Below are 20,890 nucleotides of genomic sequence, written 5' to 3'. Positions count from 1 at the left end.
GTGCGCTGTCGCAAGCGGGCAAGCGGGCAAGCGGGGCGCGCGGCCGGCGGTCCTACTGTGTGCAGGGGAACAGCGACGCGGTGCCGCTCAGGGTGAGGAGGCGCGTCACGGCGGGACTCCGGGGGCCCAACTCGACTGTTTTGCCGTGGGTTTGCGCGTCACGCCGCAGCCGCAGCAGCACGTTGAGACCCGAGCAGTCCAGGAAGGGCACGGCTTGCAGGTCGAGTCGGAGGCCGCTGCGCGAACGTTCCAGGGCTTCCTGCAGGGCGCGCTGCAGAGCAGGAGCCGTGTCGTGGTCCAGTTCGCCGCGGATCACCATCACCAGCCGGCCGCCGCCCCCCGGGTAGCTGTCGGTGGAGAAAGGCAGCGGTGGGGCCGCCGGGGCGGCGGCAGCCGCTGTTCCGGCACCCCACGGCCAGAATCCGCGTTCGTACTCATGCTCTGCCATGGCGGCCTCTCCCAAGTCCACCGGTCTTCCCCTCCAAGGTCACCCCCGCACATGTGACCCGTCAAGAGTTACACGAAACTCAGTTCATGTCTTTTCGTGCACCCGCTTCAGTCCTAAGATCGAGCCATGGGTGTAGTGCCAGAACCGCACAACGGATGGACGTTCATCACGAATCACGCCCGTGTGCTCGCTGTCATCGCCGACAACCCGAGCGTGCGGATCCGGGACATCGCCGCACACTGCCGGCTGACGGAACGCGCCGTTCAGAAGATCATCGCCGACCTGGAACAGGCGGGCTATCTGTCGCACACGCGCGAGGGGCGTTCGAACAACTACCGCATCGAGCAATCGAAGGTGCTGCGGCATCCGGCCGAGGCCGGGCTCACGGTGGCCGCGCTCCTCTCGCTGCTCGTCGCTGACGAGGCGAACCGCGTCGTCAGCCCGGACGGCGAAAGGCGCTGAGTCGCGCGACCCCCGCGCGACCCCCGCGCGGCTGACGGAGGCACGGGGGCGCGGCCGTCGCCCGTACCGTGCGCGTCAGCAGGAGAACGGGCGGTAGTGGTCGGGGACGTGCTGCCGGTCCTCGCGAGGGCTCACCGGATTCCAGGGAACCGCGCAGAGTGGGGACGGAGCCGGACCGCGTCATCCTCTCCGTCTACCTGCGGCAGCGGGGATCCCCCGAGTCCAAGCCGGTCGGTGCCGCCCATTCCTCCCCCGGGGTCGAAGGCTGACGGCCGCGCGCGTCGGTCGGGGGCACCCACCGGCCGGGGAAGCCGGAGTCCGGCAGCCGAAGTCCGGATGCCCGTCCGCCGCCACGGCGTCCCGCGCGCCGCGCCGTCCCGTCACCTGTCCGAAATGCCGGGGCCGTGTCCACGCGGAGGGCCGCGGCAGGTTACGCTGCCTCGTATTTTGTCGCACGACAACGATTCTTGGACCGGTCGGCGACGAGTACGGGGGGCCCTCCGCCGGAGGGCCGCAGCGCTCCACCCGTCGTCGACGGGAGGAGCCGGGTCAGGCTAACGAGGGTGGTCATGGCTGAGACGATGGTGGGGAAGACGCGCCCGGTGCAGCGGACGGGGTCGCACGACGGGGGCGCCGTGGGGGAGCCCGAGCTCCGGCAGTTGCTGGCGGGGCTCACGGCCGTACGGGACGGGGACTTCGGCACCCGGCTGCCCGACGACGCCGACGGTCTGCTCGGCGAGATCGCCGGTGTTTTCAACGGCATGGTCGACCAGCTCTCCCTGTTCACCTCCGAGGTGACCCGGGTCGCCCGCGAGGTGGGCACCGAGGGAACGCTCGGCGGTCAGGCCGAGGTCCCCGGCGTCTCGGGTACGTGGGCGGACCTGACCGACTCGGTCAACGCGATGGCGGGCAACCTCACCACGCAGGTGCGGGACATCGCCCAGGTCGCGACGGCGGTGGCGCGCGGCGATCTGTCGCAGAAGATCGACGTGGACGCGCGGGGGGAGATCCTGGAGCTGAAGGAGACCATCAACACGATGGTCGACCAGCTCTCCGCGTTCGCCGACGAGGTCACCCGGGTGGCCCGCGAGGTGGGCACCGAGGGGATACTCGGCGGCCAGGCGGACGTCAAGGGCGTCTCCGGAACCTGGCGGGACCTCACCGACTCCGTGAACTTCATGGCGGGCAACCTCACCGCGCAGGTGCGCTCGATCGCCCAGGTGGCGACGGCGGTGGCGCGCGGCGATCTGTCGCAGAAGATCGACGTGGACGCGCGGGGGGAGATCCTGGAGCTGAAGGAGACCATCAACACGATGGTCGACCAGTTGTCCTCCTTCGCCGACGAAGTGACGCGGGTGGCCCGTGAGGTGGGCACCGAGGGCCGGCTCGGCGGTCAGGCGGACGTCAAGGGCGTCTCCGGCACGTGGAAGGACCTCACCGAGTCGGTGAACGTGATGGGCGACAACCTGACGGCGCAGGTGCGCTCGATCGCCCAGGTGACCACGGCCGTCGCCCAGGGCGACCTCACCCAGAAGATCCGCGTGGACGCGCGGGGGGAGATCCTGGAGCTGAAGGAGACCATCAACACGATGGTCGACCAGTTGTCCTCCTTCGCCGACGAAGTGACGCGGGTGGCCCGCGAGGTGGGCACCGAGGGCAACCTCGGCGGCCAGGCGACGGTCCGCGGTGCCTCCGGCACCTGGAAGGACCTCACCGACAACGTCAACGTCATGGCCTCCAACCTGACGGGGCAGGTGCGTTCCATCGCGCAGGTGGCCACCGCCGTGGCACGCGGCGACCTGTCCCGGAAGATCACGGTCGAGGCCAAGGGCGAGGTCGCCGCGCTGGCCGAAGTGATCAACACCATGGTGGACACGCTCTCCGCGTTCGCCGACGAGGTCACCCGCGTCGCCCGAGAGGTCGGCACCGAGGGCCGGCTCGGCGGCCAGGCCCGGGTGCCGAACGTCGCCGGCACGTGGAAGGACCTCACCGACCACGTCAACTCCATGGCGACCAATCTGACCAACCAGGTGCGCAACATCGCCCAGGTCACCACCGCCGTCGCCAACGGCGATCTGTCGAAGAAGATCGACGTGGACGCGCGGGGCGAGATCCTGGAGCTGAAGACGACCATCAACACGATGGTCGACCAGCTGTCGTCGTTCGCCGCCGAGGTGACCCGTGTCGCCCGGGAGGTCGGCAGCGAGGGCCGGCTGGGCGGGCAGGCCGAGGTCGAGGGAGTCTCCGGCACCTGGAAGCGGCTCACGGAGAACGTGAACGAGCTGGCCGGGAACCTCACCCGCCAGGTCCGTGCCATCGCCGAGGTCACCAGCGCCGTCGCCGAGGGCGACCTGACCCGCTCCATCACCGTCGACGCCTCGGGCGAGGTCTCCGAACTCAAGGACAACATCAACGCGATGGTGGAGTCGCTGCGCGCCACCACCCGCGCCAACCACGAACAGGACTGGCTCAAGACCAACCTCGCCCGGATCTCCGGGCTGATGCAGGGCCACCGCGACCTGGCGGTGGTGGCCGAGCTGGTCATGGACGAGCTGACCCCGCTCGTCTCCGCCCAGTACGGCGCCTTCTACCTCGCCGAGGAGACCCAGGACGGCGCCGAACTCCGCCTCGTCGGCTCGTACGGGCGCCCGGCGGGCACACCCGGCGAGGACCGCTTCCGGCTGGGCGACTCCCTCGTGGGCCAGGCCGCCCGCAGTCGCCGCACGATCGCCGCGGACAACGTGCCGGGCGACTACGTCATCTCCTCCGGCCTCGGCCGCACGACGCCGGGAAGCCTGATCGTGCTGCCCGTCGTCGTGGACGAACAGGTCCTCGGCGTCATCGAACTGGCCTCGTTCACGCCGTTCACCCCGGTCCACCGGGACTTCCTCGGGCAGCTCATGGAGATGATCGGCGTCAACGTCAACACCATCGTCGCCAACGCCCGCACCGACGAACTGCTCGGCGAGTCGCAGCGACTGGCGACGGAGTTGCAGTCCCGCTCCGAGGAACTCCAGGTCCAGCAGGAGGAGCTCCAGCGGTCCAACGCCGAACTGGAGGAGAAGGCCGCCCTGCTGGCGGACCGCAACAGCGCCATCGAGGGCAAGAACCTCGAGATCGAGCAGGCGCGGCAGGAACTGGAGGACCGCGCACAGCAGTTGGCTCTCGCCTCCAGGTACAAGTCGGAGTTCCTGGCCAACATGAGTCACGAGCTGCGCACCCCGCTCAACAGCCTGCTGATCCTCGCCCAGTTGCTGGCCCAGAACCCGACCCGGAACCTCACGCCGAAGCAGGTGGAGTACGCCGGCATCATCCACTCGGCCGGCTCCGACCTGCTCCAGCTCATCAACGACATCCTCGACCTGTCCAAGGTCGAGGCCGGAAAGATGGACATCAACCCGGAGCGCGTCGCGCTGCGCCCGCTGCTCGACTACGTCGAGGCGACGTTCCGGCCGGTCACCACGCAGAAGAGCCTCGACTTCACCATCACCACCGCCCCCGGCGTCCCGGCCGACCTGGTGACCGACGACTCCCGGCTCCGCCAGGTGCTGCGCAATCTCATCTCCAACGCGGTCAAGTTCACCGAGCGCGGCAGTGTGGAACTGCGTATCGAACCGGCGTCCGAGGCGGAACTGCCCGACTCCGTCCACCGCGGCGGCGCCGTCGTGGCCTTCCGCGTCGAGGACACCGGCATCGGCATCGCCGAGCAGCAGCTCGAGGTCATCTTCGGTGCCTTCCAGCAGGCGGACGGGACGACCAGCCGCAAGTACGGCGGCACGGGCCTGGGACTGTCGATCAGCCGCGAGATCGCGCATCTGCTGGGCGGCGCGGTGACCGCCGAGAGCGCACTGGGCCAGGGCAGCACCTTCACGCTCTACCTCCCGGTCGCCCGCGCCGACTTCCAGGGCCAGACCGACGATCCCGCCCGTCCTCCGGCGGAGACCGAGGAAGCCGTCGAGACCGTCGAGGGCGAGCGGCCGGCCGGGGCGTTCGGCGCCGGGCGGGCCCGGCAGACCCGGCGGCTGCTGGTGATCGAGGAACGCCCCCGCGGACTGCTGTCGCTCGTGGCCGAGAGCGCGGTCGGCGAACTCGCCGGAGCCGATCTGCCCGACCGGGACACCTTCGAGGTCGTCGCCTCGGTCGGACCGGAGGAGGCGGCCGCCGCCCTCGCCACCGACCCCTTCCACTGCGTGGTCCTCGAACTCGACATGGCCGACGGACAGGCACTGCGCTTCCTCGACGCGATGGACGGGGACGCCGCGCTGCGGACCGTTCCCGTACTCGCCCACAACAACCGCCGGCTCGACGCGGCGGACGAGCGCGCGCTCCAGTCCCGCGTCCACGAGCGTCCGCTGGAGCTGCTGTCCAGCCTGGACGAACTCCGCGAACGCATCGCGCTGTACCTCTCGGCCGAGCAGCCGGGAGACGTCGTACCGCTGGTCCGGGTGGAGGAGACCCACCAGCAGCCGCCGAGCGCCGCCGGGGGACTCCAGGGCCGTACGGTCCTCGTCGTCGACGACGACGCCCGCAACCTGTACGCGCTGAGCGGCATCCTCGAACTGCACGGCATCCGCGTCCTCCACGCCGAGAACGGCAGGCAGGGCATCGACAAGCTGGCCGCGCACCCCGAGGTCGACCTGATCCTCATGGACGTGATGATGCCGGAGATGGACGGCTACACGGCCACGTCCAAGATCCGTCAGATGCCCCAGCACACGACCCTGCCGATCATCACGGTCACGGCGAAGGCGATGCCCGGCGACCGGGAGAAGAGCCTCGCCGCCGGAGCCAGCGACTACGTCACCAAGCCCGTGAACGCCGACGATCTCGTGGCCTGCCTGCGCAGGTGGCTGAGTGCCCCGTGACGCACGCCGCGCCGCGGCGAACGACCCGTACCGGAGTACGCACAGCCTCCCTCACCACGCTGACACCGAGGAGTCCGCAGCGTCATGAGCCGAACCGAGCCCGCCGGGAACCCACCCGGTGACGACGCGCTGCTCGCTCCCGCGGCCGTGCCGGTGTCCGGCACCGGATCGCCGCCCGGACCGGACCCGGCACACGGGGCCGAGCCGGGCACGCCTCCGCCTTCCTCGGAGCCCGGTGGCCCCGGCACGGGACTCGCCCCCGCCGGGCCCGAGGGCGCACCGGACCGCAGCTCCAGCGTCGGCCGCCTGGCCGCCACGGTGGAACGGCTCCGCGGGGAGATCCGTGCCGCGCACGCGGCAGCCGACGGACGGGCCCTCATCGAGCTCGCCAAGGGCGTGCTGATCGAAAGGCTCAGCTGCGGCCCGGCACAGGCGGCCGTGCAGCTGGCCGAACTCGCCGACCAGGCGGGACTGTCGCAGCTCGAACTGGCGGCGGACATCATCAACCAGGCCGCCCGTGACGAGGTCGCCGACATCGCGGGCGAGTTCGTCCGGCGGGCCCACGGGGACCCGGAGGAGCAGGGACCGGGCCGGTCCGTCTCCGTGCGGCTGCGTACGGCCGAGAGCGCCGCGCTGGCCTCCGGCGACACCCAGGCGGTCGCCGAGTCGCTGCTCCAGCACGCCCTGGCCCCGCTGGGGGCGTCGGCCGTCGCCGTGTGGACCGCGGGGACGGACGGCTCCCTCTCGCTCAGCGGACACGCCGGCTTCAGCCCGGACGAGGCGGCCCGCTGGCGGTACGTGCCGCCCGGTGTGGCCACCGTCGCCCGCCAGGCGCTCGGCGAGCGGCGGCCGGTGCACATCCCCTCCCTCGCGGAGGCGGGTGTTCCGTCCATCGGCCACAGCCGGACCGCGGAGGGCGGCCGGGTCGCCCTCCCGGCCGGAACCGGCGGCAGGATCAACGGAGTCCTGGAGATCTGCTGGCCACAGCTCCTCCCGGAGCGGGCGCCCGCCGTGGAGCGGCAGCTCGACGCACTGGCCGAACTGTGCGCCCGCACCATGGAGAGCGCCCCCGCCGACACGGGTCTCCGGACGCCGCGGGAGCCCGCCGGCGTGTCCGAACTCGTCGAACTGGCCGAGGGACTGCACGATCCGGCGCTCGTCCTCACCCCGCACCTCGACGTGCACGGCCACCTCACCGACTTCCGGGTCCGCCACGCCAACAGCCGCTTCCTCGACCCGGCGGGCCGGCCCCGCAGCGCCGTCAGCGGCGCGCTGCTGCTCGAGGCGTACCCCATGGCGGCCGCGGACAGCGATCTCTTCGACAAGGTCGAACGCGTCTACGCGACAGGTGAACCGTTCCGCGCCCGGCGGATGACCCTCACCGCCCTCGTCGACCAGGTACCGCTCGACACCGTCGCCGACCTCAGCATCAGCCGGCACGGCCACGCCGTGCTGCTCATCTGGCGCATCGAGGACGAGACCGCGCGCCTGGCCAGCCTGCTCCAGCACGCCCAGCGGCTCGGCCGCATAGGGGGTTTCGAGGAGAACCTGGTCAGCGGCGAGGTCACCTGGAACGGGCAGCTCTTCGCCCTGTACGGGCGCGCGGTCACCGACAGCCCCGTCCACCTGCAGGACCTCTCCGCCCATGCGCACCCCGACGACGCGGTCACCATCGGCCGCTTCCTCCAGGCCGTGCTGCACCACCGGCGGCCCGCCTCGACGGCGTTCCGCCTCCAGCGCCCCGACGGCGTCACCCGTCACATCCGGGTCATCGCCGAACCCGTCCTCGACGCCGACAGCCGCCTCATCGCCGTGCGCGGCGCCTACCAGGACATCTCCTCGCAGCACTGGACCGAGGTCGCGCTGGCCGCGACCCGCGACCAACTGGAGCACACCGAGAAGGAGTCCGCGGAGCGCAACCGGCTCGCTCTCCAGCTCCAGCACGCCATCATGCCGCCACGCCGTGCGCCGCTCGACGCCCCCGGACTCGAGGTCGCCGTGCGCTACCGCCCGGCCGAATCCGAGTCCCTCGTCGGCGGTGACTGGTACGACGCGGTCGTGCTGCCGTCCAAGCGCATCCTGCTGTGCGTGGGCGACGTCGCCGGCCACGGCATCGAGGCGGCCACCGGCATGGTCGTCCTCCGCAACGCCATGCGCGGCCTGGCGGTCACCGGCGCCGGCCCGGCGCAGCTGCTGTCCTGGCTGAACATCGTGGCGCACCACCTCACCGAACACGTCACCGCCACCGCGGTGTGCGGCCTGTACGACCCCGAGACCCGCACGCTGCGCTGGGCGAGGGCGGGACATCTGCCCCCGGTGCTCGTGCGCGGCGCCGACGCCAGCACCCTCCCCATGCCCGGCGGACTGCTCCTGGGCGCCCTCGGTGAGGCGCAGTACGAGGAGTCCGACGTCCAGCTGGAGCCGGGCGACACGCTGCTGATGTACACCGACGGCCTCGTCGAGCGCCGCGACACCTCGGTCCACGACTCCCTGACCCAGTTGCTCGGCACGGCCCAGACCGCCTCCGCGACTCTCGACCGGCGGCTGGACCACCTGCTCACCCACAGCAAGTCCGACACCGACGACGACACCTGCCTCATCGGCGTCCGCGTGCTCTGAACCCGCTTCGCCGGTCGCCTCAGACCCGGAACACCGACCCCACGAACTCGATCAGCAACCGCTCCTTCAGACGCCGGGGCAGCGCGTCGAGCAGGGCGAGGACCGGGGCCATGCGGCGCGGCAGGCCGACCGCGCCCCCGCCGTCGTCCTTGCCGTCGAGCCCGGCGAAGGCCAGGACCGCGGCGATCTCGTCGGATCCCAGGGCGTCCGGGTCGAGGTCCGCGGCGAGCCGGACGAGGCCGGGGTCGGCGGTGACCGGCTCCCGGGCGCGGGCCGCGTCGAGCGAGGTGCGAAGGTCGCCCAGCAGGGCGTCGACGCGGCCCTGGGTGGCCGGCGTCAGCGTCAGATGGAGGTTCGGCGGGAGGCCGTCGAAGGACAACTGCGGCTGGAGGTACCAGCCGCGCTCGCGCATCTCGTCGGCCAGGTGCAGCATCCGACTCGCGTCCGGCGCCCCGTCCGCACCGGTCGGGGTGAAGGCGACGAGACTCGCCTCCGGGTCGCCCAGCACCCGTACGCCGTCCATGGCCCTCAGCCCCGTCAGCAGCCGGTCCATGGACACGGCGATTCGCTCGGCGAGCGCGGTGTAGCCGTCCTCGCCGATGTGCCGCTGCACCGCCCACGCCTGGGCCAGCAGGCCCGCCGGCTTGGAGCCCTGGACCGTCGGGTTGACCACGGGGTATCCCGGCCATCCCGCGTGCGCGAAGTACTGGTGGCGGCGCAGTCCGGCATCCCGGTACAGCACGACGGACGCGCCCTTGTCGGAGTACCCGTACTTGTGCAGGTCCACCGAGAGCGAGGTCACGCCCGGCACAGAGAGATCGAAGTCGGGCACCTGCCGTCCGGCACGGCGGAGGTACGGCAGCAGCCATCCGCCGATGCACGCGTCGACATGGCAGAGCACGCCGCGCTCCGCCGCTGCGGCGGCGATCTCCGGTACCGGGTCGACCACCCCGTGCGCGTACGAGGGCGCGGAGGCGACCACCAGGGCAGTCTGCTCGGTGACGGCCGCAGCCGTCGCCGCCGCGTCGGCACGGAACGTCCGCGCGTCCACCGGCACCACCACGGTCTCCAGACCGAGGTATGCGGCCGCCTTGTGGAACGCGGCGTGCGCGGTCGACGGCAGGACGAGCCGGGGCGCGGTCACCCCGCGCACCGCCCGCGCGTGATCGCGCGCCGTCTTCACCGCCAGCAGGATCGACTCCGTACCGCCGCTGGTGAACGAGCCCTGCGCGCCGGGCGTTCCCAGCAGCGACACCGCCGCCGCGACGAGATCGTTCTCCAGGCGCGCGACGCTCGGGAAGACCGTCATGTCCAGGCCGTTGACGGAGGCGTACGCGGCGTACGCCTCCGCCGCCAGCTCGTCCAGGCCGTCGAGACCCGGGTCGTAGACGTACGCGAAGGTCCGGCCGCCCCGCGTGGGGGCGTCCTTGGCGCGCAGCGCACGCAGTTCGCCGAGGACGTCATGGGCGGCGCGGCCCTGGGGGAGTGCGGGATCGGTCGGCATGGCGGTTCTCGTCCTCTGTAGGGTCGGCGGTGGTGGACAGGCGCGGTCAGGTCGTGCCCGAGACGGCCGGCTGCTCTTCGCGGTACCGGTGCAGCAGCCACAGGCTCGTCACGGTGAGCAGTGCCGGGAGCAGGCTCATTCCGACGGTCACGCCCGTCAGGGCCGCGGCCGGCTGCTCGACCTGTCGTGAGGCGTCGGAGGAGCGGAACCCCGTTATCGCGAGGAGCAGCGCGAAGAGCCCGGCGCCGAGCGCGAACGCGAGGGTCTCCGCGGCCGTCCACAGCCCGGTGAAGGTCGCCGCGCGCCGCCTGCCGGTGCGGAGCGCATCGACCGCGAGCGTGTCGGCGAGCATCGTCAGCGGCAGCAACTGGAGGCCCGCGTAGGCGATTCCGACCACCGCCACCGCCGCGTAGCCCAGGGCCGGGCCCGTCCACGGCGTGAGGAACAGGACCGACGCCCCGGCGGCGAACAACGACGAGGCGCACCACTGGGCGTACTTCACACCGCGCGCCCGCGTCAGCCGGTTCCACACCGGCATCATCAGCACCAACGGGCCGATCATGCAGGCGAACAGCGGGGTGACGGCCGCGGCCGCACCGATCGTGTAGGTGGCGAAGTACTGCGCCCCGGCGAGCATCGTCCCCGCGGCCAGCGCCTGCAGCGCCCACATCCCCAGCAGATACCGGAACGGCTCGTTGTCGCGGGCGGCCGCCAACTGCGAGCGCAGCGTCGGCTCTGCCTCGCTCCTGGTAACCACCGGGGCGCGCCCGGTGAAGTACCAGGCGCCGAGCATGCCTGCCGCGAGCAGTGCCGCCACCGTCACGCCCATCAGCCGGTAGCCGCCGGCGCTGTCGCCCTCGGCATGGGCGATCGCCGGGGCGAGAGCGCCGGACAGCAGGATCGCCACGCCGAGGAAACCGACCCGCCAGCCCAGTACGCGTCCCCGCTCGACCGCGTCCTCCGTCATCTCCGCGGGCATCGTCACGTACGGCACCTGGAACACGGCGTAGGCGGTTGCGGCCAGGGTGAACAGCACGCCCACGTACACGGCCGCGCCCGCCCCTCGCACCGGGGGCGCGACGAAGACCAGCGCGAACAGCGGAGGCAGCGACAGCGCGCCCGCCAGCAGGAACGGCCGCCGTGAACCGCCCTGCACCCGGCTGCGGTCGGCCGCCGCCCCCACCAGTGGATTGATCAGCACGTCCCAGGCCTTGGGCAGGAACACCGCGACCCCGGCCCACGCGGCCGGTACGGCCAGCACATTGGTGAGGTAGTACAGCAGGATCAGACCCGGCACGGTGCCGAACGTTCCCGTGCCCAGGGATCCCAGTCCGTACCCGATCCGCACGGAACGCGGCAGCGGCCCGGCGGGCGCGGGACGCCCGGAATCGCAACCCGGGCCCTCGGGCGCCGCGGCCGAGGGCGGGCTCTCGGACATGTTCCCCCCACGGGCGGTGAGTTCAGCGCGTGCCGACTGCCGTAGGAGATCACGGCGGCCCGGTGGGGCGACAGACGTGGGACGAGGTGTATTGCCGGATGGGGCGGTCGGACGAGGGTCGGGCGTCTCAGAGCCGCGTCATCCGGGCCCGGTGCGCCGCGACCTCCGGCTCAGGCGCGTTCCGCGACCACCCGCAGGGTGGCCAGTCGCGGGTCCGCGGTGTCCGGCACGACCATTCCCGCCTCCTCGCCGCTTGCCAGGTACGCCAGCACGGACCCGTTCAGACGTTCCCCGGGCACGACGACCGGGATGCCGGGCGGGTACGGCGTGACCATCTCCGCCGCGACCCGGCCCATCGCGTCCCGCAGGGGAACCTGCTCCGTGGGGCCGAAGTACGCGTCCCGCGGCAGGGCGGCCTGTTCGAGGCGCAACTCGACGGGCGGCGGCACGTGGACGGCGGTCGCGGGGCGGAGCGAGGGGGCGTTGTCGGCCAGGTCCCGCAGGGCCGTCAGCAGCGCGGCCGCCGAGTCGTGGTCGTCCGCGTACGTGAGCTGTGCGCTGATGCGGCGGTGATCGGCGAGATGCAGGTTCACGCGGTGATGCCGACGGAGCCAGTCCGCGCCCCGGTAGCCGCTGATGCCGAGGCCCGACACATCGATGACGACGGGCAGCGGGTCCAGATCGGCCGCGAGCCCCGGTCCGACGTAGTCGGGGCGTCCGTCGACATGCATCCCGTCGATGGAGGCGATCGACGACCGGACGGCTCCGGCCAGTTCGAGGGCGTTCTGGAGCAGTTCCTTGCCCTCTTCGACCATGTGGCGCCGCCAGGCGTCCAGGGCGGCGTAGATGAGTACGGAAGGGCTCGTGGTGCCCAGCAGATCCTCACGGGACTTCAGCACTGCGGGGTCCACCAGTCCACCGCTGAGATGGAACACCGAACCCTGCTCCAGCCCACTGCCCATCTTGTGCACGGAGGTCACGCAGACGTCGGCGCCGGCGTCCATCGCCCAGGTCGGCAGGTCGTCGTGGAAGGGCAGATGGGCGCCCCACGCCTCGTCCACCAGCAGCGGCAGGCCGTGCCTGTGGCAGAGTGCGGCCAGCGCGGACAGGTCGGCGCAGCTGCCGTACGGCGTCGGGCTGGTCACCAACGCGCCCTTGGCGTCGGGGTGCTCGCGGAGCGCTTCGTCGAACGCGTCCACCGACGGAGGGTGCGCCAGATGCCGTTCGGCATCCCATTGCGGATCCACCCACACGGGCCGCATTCCGGACAGGATCAGCCCGGCCACCACGGACTTGTGCGCGTCGCGGCCCACCAGCAGCTTCTCGCCCGGCCCGGCGACGGCGAGCATACTCGCCTTGACGGACAGGGAACTGCCGCAGGTGGAGAAGAACGTGTGGGTCGCGCCCACCGCGTCTGCCATGAGCCGCTGAGCCCGTTCCAGGACGCCTCCCGAGGCACTGCGGTCGTCGAGCCCGGAGGTGGCGAGGAGGTCGGACCGAAAGACTCCCGGCCCCAGCACGGCCACGGCACGCGGATCCGCCCCGAGGCCCTGCTTGTGGCCGGGCGGCGTAAAGGGCGTCTGCCCGCTGCGGTGGTAGGCATCCAGCGCCTCCAGCACGGGCGCGTGCGAATGATCCGGTTGCGGTGGGATCGTGACCGCCTCCAACCCATGTGGGGCCGCGCAGGGGCGCGACCGCGTACGAGCCGCCGGCCGGAGGCCGGACGCCGGACCGGGTGCGGCGTCCGACCCCGGCGGCGGACTAGTCCCTGCCGCTCTTGTCGCCGCTGGGCCAGACGCCCGTCGCCCGTTGCACGGCCTTGGCCCCCGACCTGTCGACCACGCTGCGCACGACGGCGAAGATGGCGCCCTGCACGGCGGCCGCGAGCAGGATCTCGCCCCACTTCCGGTCCCGGTCGAGCGCGTCGGGCGCGTTGTCCTCGTGCCGCAGCACCTTCCACGCCTTCTGGAAGGCGAGCCCGGCGAGCGCGCCGCCGCCCCAGCTCAGGGCGAAGCCGACCGGCTTGTAGACGAGCGGCACCTTGCCCTTCCTCTTCAGCTTCATCTTGTTCATGGGTCCCCCTTCACCTGTTTCCGTGCCGTGCACACCTCGTCGTCCTCCATGAGGGCGCATCGCTGCGCCTCCCGGGGAGTCCCGACTGGCGCGTGCCCCCTCGGCCACCCCGTACACGTGCCGTTTCGACGCACACCCGGTGGGCACCCGCCGCGTCGGGCGCGCCGTGCCCGGGACGTCCCGTGCGGGCGCGGCGCGCGCGGACGACCCGACGGAACAGGAAGAGAAGACGTGCAGTGGTGGAGTCGGCTGCGGTGGGAAGCGGCGGCGATCCGGCGCTCAGCCCTCCGGGCCGTGCGAGGGCCGGGGAGCGAGCGCAACACCCTCGTCCAGTCGCTGAAGGCCGCGGCGGCGGCCGTACTGGCCTGGGCCGTGACGGGCTGGTGGTGGGGGGCGCCCATGGCCCTGATGGCGCCGTGGGCGGCCGTGGCGCTGGTGCAGAGCACCGTGTACCGCTCCCTGGTGTCCGCGGTCCAGCAGGTGGCCGTCATCGGCTTCGGCGCCGTCCTCGCCGCGGGGGCGGCGGCTGCCACGGGCAACACCACGGTGGCCATGGCGCTCGTCCTGCCCGTGACGGTCCTGCTGGGCAACTGGACCCGCTTCGGAACGCAGGGCCTCTACGCTCCCACCACGGCTCTCTTCGTCCTGGCCTACGGCTCCACGTCCTTCGCCGACGTGGCCCACAGGCTGCTGGAGACGTTGATCGGCGCCCTCATCGGGATCGGTGTGAACGCGCTCGTCCTGCCTCCGGTGCACCTGAAGGACGTACGTGCCCACCTGGACCGGTTGCCCCGAGAGACCGCGGAGCTCCTGCGCGCCATGGCCTCGGGCATGGAGCACGGCTACGAGCGGGCGGACGCCGAGCGGTGGTACGACCGGGCGCGCAGCCTCCACGCCACCATCGCCGCGCTGCACGAAGCACGCGGCTGGACGCGGGAGAGCTACCGCTTCAACCCGGGACGCCGCCTTCGCCGCCGCGGCCCCGCCCTGCCGCCGTCCGAGCGCGACTCCGCCTGGGAACGGGCCACCCACCACCTGATGTCCCTGACGCGCCTCCTCGCCGACGCCGCCGGCGGCAGCCCTTCCCTGCGACCGCCGCACTCGGACGCGCTGGAACCGCTGGGCGAGGTGCTGCGCCGTGCGGCGGAGGTCTGCGTGCCCGAGCCGGTGCCGGTGACCGTGCCCGCGCCCGGCCCCGGCGGGACGGGCACGCAGGAGCGTCGGGCCGATGCGCTGCCGGACGCCTGGGGCGCCCACGGCCGGCTGAAGGCCCTGGTGACCAGCGAGGACCCGGAGACAGCCACATCCCTGGGCGGCGTCGTGGCGGAGACCCAGCAACTGCTGTACGCGCTCGAGCCAGGTGGCACACCGTCCTGACGACCGATTCGGGCCCCCTGCGGCGGTCCTCGGACAAAGGCGGCATGTGTGTCGAATGACTTGCGGGGCAGGCGGATGCCTGAAGGCCGACGCGGGCCGAGAGCCTCGGAACGGCGTTCCCTTGCCGGGGCACGCCCCCAGCGGCCCTCGTCGGCGACCTCAGCAGAAGGCGGAGGACATGAATCCACTGATCGTCAGCCAGGACTCGCCCGTCACGCAAGCCGCGAGCAATCCGGCCCTGGGCGGCATCGGCCCGTTCATCGCCGGAATCGTGATCGTCGCGGTGCTCATCGGGGTCATCCCCTGGGCCATCCGGCGCCGGAGGACGCAGCCGCGACGGCCCCGGCCCTCCGAGCAGCCCACGCGTCCGGCCGCACGCACGCACATCGAGGAGAACCGGGAACCGGACGGCGAGACCTTCCCGGACGACGGCTCCCGACTGACCCCGCATCAGCTGGGATCCCACAGCACCCATCCCGGCCCCGAGGAGCGCCGTCGCAGCGACGAACAGGGCGGCGGCTCCTTCGGCAGCGGCGGACTCGGCGGATGAGCCGGGACGCGAAGACGCGCGCGGCGAGAACCGCGATCACGAGCGGTGCGCGGTGAGTCCACCGAGTGCCGGCCCGGCCCGGCGGCGTTCGCCGCCCGTCCCGACGAGGAGTACACCGATGGCCATCTCCGAGCGTTCCGCGGGCTCGCTGTGGACGGAGTACGACCCCGGGCCCGAGTATCCGTCACTGCACGAGGACGTCCGCGTCGAAGTCGCGGTGGTGGGCGGCGGCATCGCCGGGATCTGCACGGCCTGGGAGCTCGCCCGCGCGGGCCGGCAGGTGGTGCTCGTGGAGGCCGACCGGATCGCGCGGGGCGTCACCGGCCACACGTCGGCGAAGGTGTCGGCGCTGCAGGGCACGGCGTACAGCCGCATCCGCTCGGCGCGCGGCCCCGACGCGGCCCGTTTGTACGCGGCCTCCCAGGCCGACGCGGTGCGCCGCGTCGCGGAGGTGGCCGGGGAACTCGGGATCGACTGCGACCTGGAACATGTGCCCGCATACACGTACGTCGCCGATCCGGCGAAAGCCGACGTCATACGGCGCGAGGCGGAAGCGGCCGCGGAAGCCGGGCTGGCGGTGTCCCTCCTCGGCGACGCCGACCTCCCCGTCCCCGCCGCGGCCGCCGTACGGCTCGACGACCAGGTCCAGTTCCATCCCCGGAAGTACCTGCTCGCACTCGCCGCGGACTTCGTGCGCAGCGGCGGGACGATCGTCGAACGCAGCCGGGTCACCGGGCTCGACGAGGGCGATCCGTGCCGTCTGACCACGAGCGCGGGCCGGACCGTCGAAGCGCGGCACGTCGTCGTCGCCACGCACTACCCGGTCTTCGACCGGGCGCTGCTCTTCACCCGTCTGGAGTCCCGCCGCGAGGCGGTCGTCGCCGGGCCCCTCCCACCCGGGGCGGGGGAACCCGCCGGCATGCTCCTGACCGAGGAGGAGGGCACCCGCTCGGTGCGCAGCGCCCTGCACGAGAGCCACGGCCGCATGCTCGTCGTCACCGGCGAGAAGTTCACTCCCGGAGACCCGAAGGACGGCGGTGCCACCGCCCACTTCGACCGGCTCGAACGCTGGGCGGAGGAGCACTTCAGGGATTTCGCGGTCACCCACCGCTGGGCCGCGCAGGACACGTTCTCCACGGACCACGTGCCCTACGTGGGCCGGCTCCACCCCCTGACCCGCCGGGTCCACGTCGCCACCGGGTTCGGCGGCTGGGGCATGACGGGGGGACTGATGGCGGGGCGGCTGCTGAGCGCACTGGTCACCGGGGGGTCGTCGCCCTGGGCCGGGCTCTACGACCCCGTCCGGCTCCACCCCGGCGACGCGCCCGACGCCCTGAGGCTCTGGGCGAAGACCGCCAGGCACCTGGTCGCCGACCGGCTGCCCGGCGGCCACGCCGACTCGGCGGACGACATCCCGGACGGTGGCGGCGCGGTGGTGAGGGGCCCGCACGGCGGTCTCCACGCCGTGCACCGCGACCGGTCCGGTGCGCTGCACCGGGTCTCGGCGCGCTGCACGCATCTCGGCTGCATCGTGCACTTCAACGACGCCGAGACGACATGGGAGTGCCCGTGCCACGGCTCGCGTTTCGACGTGGACGGCAGGGTGCTCCAGGGCCCCGCGGTCCGCCCGCTCGAACGTCAGGACGAGGACACCTGAAGATGCGCGTGTCGGGCTCCACCGCGGCCACCGGATCCCCCTCGTCCGTCGGGAGTTCGCCCGGCGGTTCGCCGAGCCGTCGCCCGCCTTCCCGGACCGGGGTGACGACGGAGTCCGTCTGGAAGTGCGCGGACGAGTTTGCTAGACGTGGGGGATGCATGAATACGACGGCAGCCCATCGACCCCGCCGCTCGGCGTGCTCAGCTGCAGCCGGCGCGGCAACGCATGGGTCATCACCCTCGGCGGCGACCTCGGGCCGGACGCAGTGGCCGGCGTGTCGCAGCGGCTCGACGACGTGCTGGAGGGGGAGAGCCGGGCCATCGTGATGGACACGAAGTCGGTGACCTCCGCCGATCCGGCCATGCTCGCCCTGCTGACGCGGCTCCAGGGGGAGGCGTCGCTGTACGTCGCGGCGCCTTCGCCGCCCGTACGGGAGCTGCTGGATACGGCCGGCCCCGGCGCCTCGGTCCGCACCGTCACCTCGCTGGGAGAGGCCCTGGACGCGATCGGCGCCGGGTCCGCCTGACCGGGCACACCGGCGAAGGGCAGCGAGCAAGCCGTGCGCAGCGTGGGAGTGGAGGAGGAGCTCCTCCTGGTGGACGCGGAGACCGGGGAGCCCCGCGCCGTGTCGGCGGCCGTCCTGGACACCGCCGCCAGGGAGACGGCGGGGGAGGAGCAGGTCTTCGAATCGGAGTTGCAGCGCGAGCAACTGGAGTTCGCCACGCGGCCCCGGACCCGGATGGAGGAACTCGCGGCCGAGATCCGGCGGTGCCGGGCCGAGGCTGCGCAGCACGCCGAGGACACGGGCGTCGCCGTCGCCGCCCTCGCCACCTTCCCCCTCCCGGTCAGTCCCTCCGTCGCCGTCGGCACGCGGTACCACTGGATGGCCGAACGCTTCGGGCTCACCCTTCAGGACCAGCTCACCTGCGGGTGCCATGTCCACGTCTCCGTGGATTCCGACGAGGAGGGCGTCGCGGTCCTGGACCGCATCCGGCCCTGGCTGTCCGTCCTGCTCGCGCTGAGCGCCAACTCCCCCTTCTGGCAAGGACAGGACAGCCACTACAGCAGCTACCGGAGTCAGGTGTGGGGACGCTGGCCGTCGGCCGGCCCCGTCGGGATCTTCGGCTCCGCCGACCAGTACCACCGGCAGGTGCGGGACATGGTCGGCACCGGAGTCCTCCGGGACGAAGGGATGATCTATTTCGACGCCCGGCTGTCCCATCGGTATCCCACGGTCGAGATCCGGGTCGCGGACGTCTGCCTGGATCCGGACTCGACGGTGCTCCACGCGGTCCTCGTCCGCGGGCTGGTCGAGACGGCGGCCCGCCAGTGGCAGGCGGGGGAGCCGCCGGCGCGGCACGGGGAGTCCATGCTGCGGCTGGCCGCGTGGCAGGCCGCCCGCTACGGCCTCGAAGGCCGCCTGCTCCATCCCCGGACGATGCGCCCGGCGCCGGCCGAAACGGTGGTGCGGGCACTCTTCGACCATGTGCGCGATGCCCTCGACGGCGCCGGGGACACGAAACACGCCCAGGATGCGCTCGCGGCGGTGCTGAGGACCGGCAACGGAGCAGCCGTCCAGCGCACGATCCTGGAGCGGACCGGCAGTCTGCGGGAGGTCGTCACGGAGTGCGTGCGCCTCACCGGCGGGGAGCGCGCCTGAGACCGCGCGGGGTCAGCTGCCGCCCGCGGCGTCCTCTGCGACCCGCTTGAGCGTGCGGCCGGTTCGGGCCGACCGGGCACGGTGCGGCTGAGGGGCGTCGTGCGCGGCGCCGCTCGAGCCGCTCTTCTTCACGAGCAGCCAGCGTTCACGGCCGCCGTTCGAGCCGGAGCCGGTGCGGGTGAGCGCGTAGCCGCCGTGGAGCTTGCGACCGTGCAGGGCGAAGGAGGCGTGCCCCCGCTCCAGCGCCTCGGCCATCGGGACCTCGTCCCCGTGGCGGTCCTCGGTGAGGTTCCGGAACGTGCCCTCGTCCCAGACGATGACCGTGCCGCCGCCGTACTCGCCCGCAGCGATGACGCCTTCGAAGTCCGCGTACTCCAGGGGGTGGTCCTCGGTCGGCAGGGCGAGCCTCTTCTCGTGCGGGTCCGACGACGGCCCCTTCGGAACCGCCCAGCTCCTGAGCACCCCGTCCACCTCGAGCCGGAAGTCGAAGTGCATCGTGCTCGCGTCGTGGATCTGCACCACGAAGGCGGGCTCGTCGAGAGTTCCGCGGCTCTGCCGTTCGCCGCGGCCCTCAGGCTCGGAGGTCCTGCCGAAGTGGCGTTTGCGGTGGTAATCACGCAGTGGGTCGTTCCCCGGCATGTCGGCCTCCTTCGCTGCGAGACGGGCGGACCGCCTCCGGATCTTCCGGGCAGACGACGGGGCGGAGACGTGCCGACGACGGGGGATGACGGTACGGGCAGACGACGGGGCGAAGACCGAGAACGACGTCACCGGGTCCCGGGACCGCCGACCTTCCGGCCGTCCCGGGACCCATGGGGGAGAGCCCTACATGTTCTTGCGGGCCTTGCCCTTCAGCTCTTCCGCGGTGCCGCGCACCGTCTGCTCGGCCTCGGCGGTCTTTTCCTTGGTCTTGCCCGCCAATCGGTCCGCAGTGCCCTTGGCGCGAAGCTCCTCGTTGCCAGTCGCCTCGCCGGCCTTCTGCTTGGCCTTGCCGACGGTCTCCTGGGCTTTGCCGCGAATCTTCTTTCCCTGTGCAGCCATGTGAGTCAGCCCCTTGAGCGTCCGACGTTTCTTGCGGCTACTTCAATGCTGCTACCTCGGACGAGTCCGCTCAAACGTCATTTGGCGTACTCGTCCTCCTCCTCGTCCTCCTCGTATTCGTCCTCGTACTCGCCGTCCTCGGGTTCCTCGTCCTCGTCCGCGTACTCGCCGTCACCTTCCTCGTCCTCTTCGTACTCGCCGTCCTCTTCGTACTCTTCCTCGTCCTCCTCCTGGCCCTGTTCTTCTTCCTCCAGTGCCTCTTCGTGACTGCGTACGACTTCACCGTCACGGATTTCCCCGCGCCATCCCTCTGGTTCCTCATCGGCGAACGAGACGTAGCGGACGAAATTCTTGAAGTCCAGCCGCAGCCGCCGTCCTTGGGCACGCCACAGATTGCCGGTCTTCTCGAAGAATCCGGAGGGGTAGTACTCGACGACGAGCACGATCCGGGTCAGCGACGGTGCCAGGGAGTGGAAGCTGACACAGCCGCGCGTGCTGCCCTTGGCGCCTTCGGAGGTCCACATGATCCGGTCGTCCGGTACCTGCTCCTGAACCGTGGCCTTCCAGCCCCGGGTGGAGGGCCCGACCTTGACCTTCCAGTCGCTGTGCACGTCGTCGCTGTCCTTGGAGACGCTGCGCACGCCCTTGGCGAAGTCGCTGAAGTCCTCGTATGCCGTCCAGTGGTCGTACGCCGCGCGGAGGGGCACGCCCACGTCCTGGACCTCGAGGATGTTCATGGACTTGCCGCCGCCGGACTTCCGTTTGCCCTTGCCGCCGCCGAGCAGCCCTTTGGCCTTGTCGACCACGTTGTCCTTGATGCCCTTGCCCTTGTTCCCGATGACGGCCTTCATGATGCCGCCGCCGGGCAGCGGGCCGCCGTTCTGGGCCGCGTCGAGCAATTGGTCGGTGAGGCCCGAGAGTTTGTCACCGGCCTTGTCCGCGAGGTTCTCGACCTGGGCGCCGAGGAAGTCGACCAACTCGTTGCGCAGGAGGTCGAGACCGGAGCCTTCGCCGCCCTTGGCGGCACCTGATTCCTTGGCCATGGCCTACCTCCGCCGTCCGGTCGTCTTCTTGGCGGCCGTCTTGCGCGAAGCCGTCTTCTTCGCCGCGGTCTTCTTGGCGGGTGCCTTCCTGGGCGATACCTTCTTCGCTGCGGCCTTCTTGGACGTGGCTTTCCTCGGGGGTGCCTTCTTCGC

The 20,890-nt window shown here is 71.9% G+C and carries 16 protein-coding genes and 1 pseudogene; 9 read left to right on the top strand and 8 right to left on the bottom strand.

Annotated features, from left to right (window positions below):
- Positions 1-52: 52 nt before the first annotated feature.
- Positions 53-448 carry an STAS domain-containing protein gene (locus tag BLT82_RS15420; RefSeq protein WP_093655055.1) on the bottom strand — a complete coding sequence of 132 codons (396 nt, stop codon included), beginning with the start codon at positions 446-448 and terminating at the stop codon, positions 53-55.
- Positions 449-574: 126 nt separating this feature from the next.
- Between BLT82_RS15420 and BLT82_RS15415 the strand changes: the two genes are divergently transcribed.
- The 4 genes and pseudogenes from BLT82_RS15415 (at position 575) to BLT82_RS15405 (ending at position 8,394) form a co-directional block, all read left to right on the top strand.
- Positions 575-910 (top strand): MarR family transcriptional regulator, encoded by a 336-nt coding sequence (locus tag BLT82_RS15415; protein WP_093655053.1) that lies wholly within the window; start codon positions 575-577, stop codon positions 908-910.
- A gap of 182 nt (positions 911-1,092) precedes the next feature.
- Positions 1,093-1,179: pseudogene (locus BLT82_RS38685) on the top strand (DUF6766 family protein); the annotation flags it as partial.
- 312 nt (positions 1,180-1,491) lie between these two features.
- A complete protein-coding gene (locus BLT82_RS15410) occupies positions 1,492-5,775 on the top strand; it encodes a HAMP domain-containing protein (RefSeq protein WP_208867918.1) in 4,284 nt (1,427 codons plus the stop codon).
- Between the two features lie 84 nt (positions 5,776-5,859).
- A complete protein-coding gene (locus BLT82_RS15405; protein WP_093655049.1) occupies positions 5,860-8,394 on the top strand; it encodes a SpoIIE family protein phosphatase in 2,535 nt (844 codons plus the stop codon).
- 19 nt (positions 8,395-8,413) lie between these two features.
- On the opposite strand, the gene BLT82_RS15400 is transcribed toward BLT82_RS15405, so the two are convergent.
- The 4 genes from BLT82_RS15400 to BLT82_RS15385 form a co-directional block, all read right to left on the bottom strand.
- Positions 8,414-9,898 carry a pyridoxal phosphate-dependent decarboxylase family protein gene (locus BLT82_RS15400; protein WP_093655047.1) on the bottom strand — a complete coding sequence of 495 codons (1,485 nt, stop codon included), beginning with the start codon at positions 9,896-9,898 and terminating at the stop codon, positions 8,414-8,416.
- 46 nt (positions 9,899-9,944) lie between these two features.
- Positions 9,945-11,195 (bottom strand): MFS transporter, encoded by a 1,251-nt coding sequence (locus BLT82_RS15395; protein WP_404204194.1) that lies wholly within the window; start codon positions 11,193-11,195, stop codon positions 9,945-9,947.
- A gap of 311 nt (positions 11,196-11,506) precedes the next feature.
- Positions 11,507-12,955: an aminotransferase class I/II-fold pyridoxal phosphate-dependent enzyme gene (locus BLT82_RS15390; protein ID WP_244291986.1), complete on the bottom strand. Its 1,449-nt coding sequence runs from the start codon at positions 12,953-12,955 to the stop codon at positions 11,507-11,509.
- A 142-nt stretch (positions 12,956-13,097) separates the two neighbouring features.
- On the bottom strand, positions 13,098-13,409 hold the full coding sequence (locus tag BLT82_RS15385; protein ID WP_093655043.1) for a DUF4235 domain-containing protein: 312 nt from the start codon (positions 13,407-13,409) through the stop codon (positions 13,098-13,100).
- Between the two features lie 231 nt (positions 13,410-13,640).
- On the opposite strand from BLT82_RS15385, the gene BLT82_RS15380 reads away from it, so the two are divergent.
- The 5 genes from BLT82_RS15380 (at position 13,641) to BLT82_RS15360 (ending at position 18,653) form a co-directional block, all read left to right on the top strand.
- Positions 13,641-14,786, top strand: coding sequence for an FUSC family protein (locus tag BLT82_RS15380; protein WP_244291985.1), 1,146 nt, complete (start codon positions 13,641-13,643; stop codon positions 14,784-14,786).
- Between the two features lie 178 nt (positions 14,787-14,964).
- On the top strand, positions 14,965-15,336 hold the full coding sequence (locus BLT82_RS15375) for a DUF6479 family protein (RefSeq protein WP_093655038.1): 372 nt from the start codon (positions 14,965-14,967) through the stop codon (positions 15,334-15,336).
- 118 nt (positions 15,337-15,454) lie between these two features.
- Complete coding sequence (locus tag BLT82_RS15370; protein ID WP_093655036.1) at positions 15,455-16,993, top strand: FAD-dependent oxidoreductase; 1,539 nt, start codon at positions 15,455-15,457, stop codon at positions 16,991-16,993.
- 154 nt (positions 16,994-17,147) lie between these two features.
- Positions 17,148-17,519: an STAS domain-containing protein gene (locus tag BLT82_RS15365; RefSeq protein WP_093655034.1), complete on the top strand. Its 372-nt coding sequence runs from the start codon at positions 17,148-17,150 to the stop codon at positions 17,517-17,519.
- A gap of 33 nt (positions 17,520-17,552) precedes the next feature.
- Complete coding sequence (locus BLT82_RS15360; protein ID WP_093655032.1) at positions 17,553-18,653, top strand: glutamate--cysteine ligase 2; 1,101 nt, start codon at positions 17,553-17,555, stop codon at positions 18,651-18,653.
- A gap of 12 nt (positions 18,654-18,665) precedes the next feature.
- On the opposite strand, the gene BLT82_RS15355 is transcribed toward BLT82_RS15360, so the two are convergent.
- From BLT82_RS15355 to BLT82_RS15345, 3 genes are all read right to left on the bottom strand, one after another.
- On the bottom strand, positions 18,666-19,292 hold the full coding sequence (locus tag BLT82_RS15355) for a DNA polymerase ligase N-terminal domain-containing protein (RefSeq protein ID WP_093655030.1): 627 nt from the start codon (positions 19,290-19,292) through the stop codon (positions 18,666-18,668).
- Positions 19,293-19,478: 186 nt separating this feature from the next.
- On the bottom strand, positions 19,479-19,694 hold the full coding sequence (locus BLT82_RS15350; RefSeq protein WP_093655028.1) for a CsbD family protein: 216 nt from the start codon (positions 19,692-19,694) through the stop codon (positions 19,479-19,481).
- A 77-nt stretch (positions 19,695-19,771) separates the two neighbouring features.
- On the bottom strand, positions 19,772-20,737 hold the full coding sequence (locus tag BLT82_RS15345; RefSeq protein ID WP_093655026.1) for an SRPBCC family protein: 966 nt from the start codon (positions 20,735-20,737) through the stop codon (positions 19,772-19,774).
- Positions 20,738-20,890: the final 153 nt, after the last annotated feature.

The organism is Streptomyces wuyuanensis (assembly GCF_900103455.1).
In the GTDB taxonomy this organism is placed as follows: domain Bacteria; phylum Actinomycetota; class Actinomycetes; order Streptomycetales; family Streptomycetaceae; genus Streptomyces; species Streptomyces wuyuanensis.
Note: the sequence above shows the minus strand (reverse complement) of the source record. Positions and strands in the feature narration are given on the sequence as shown.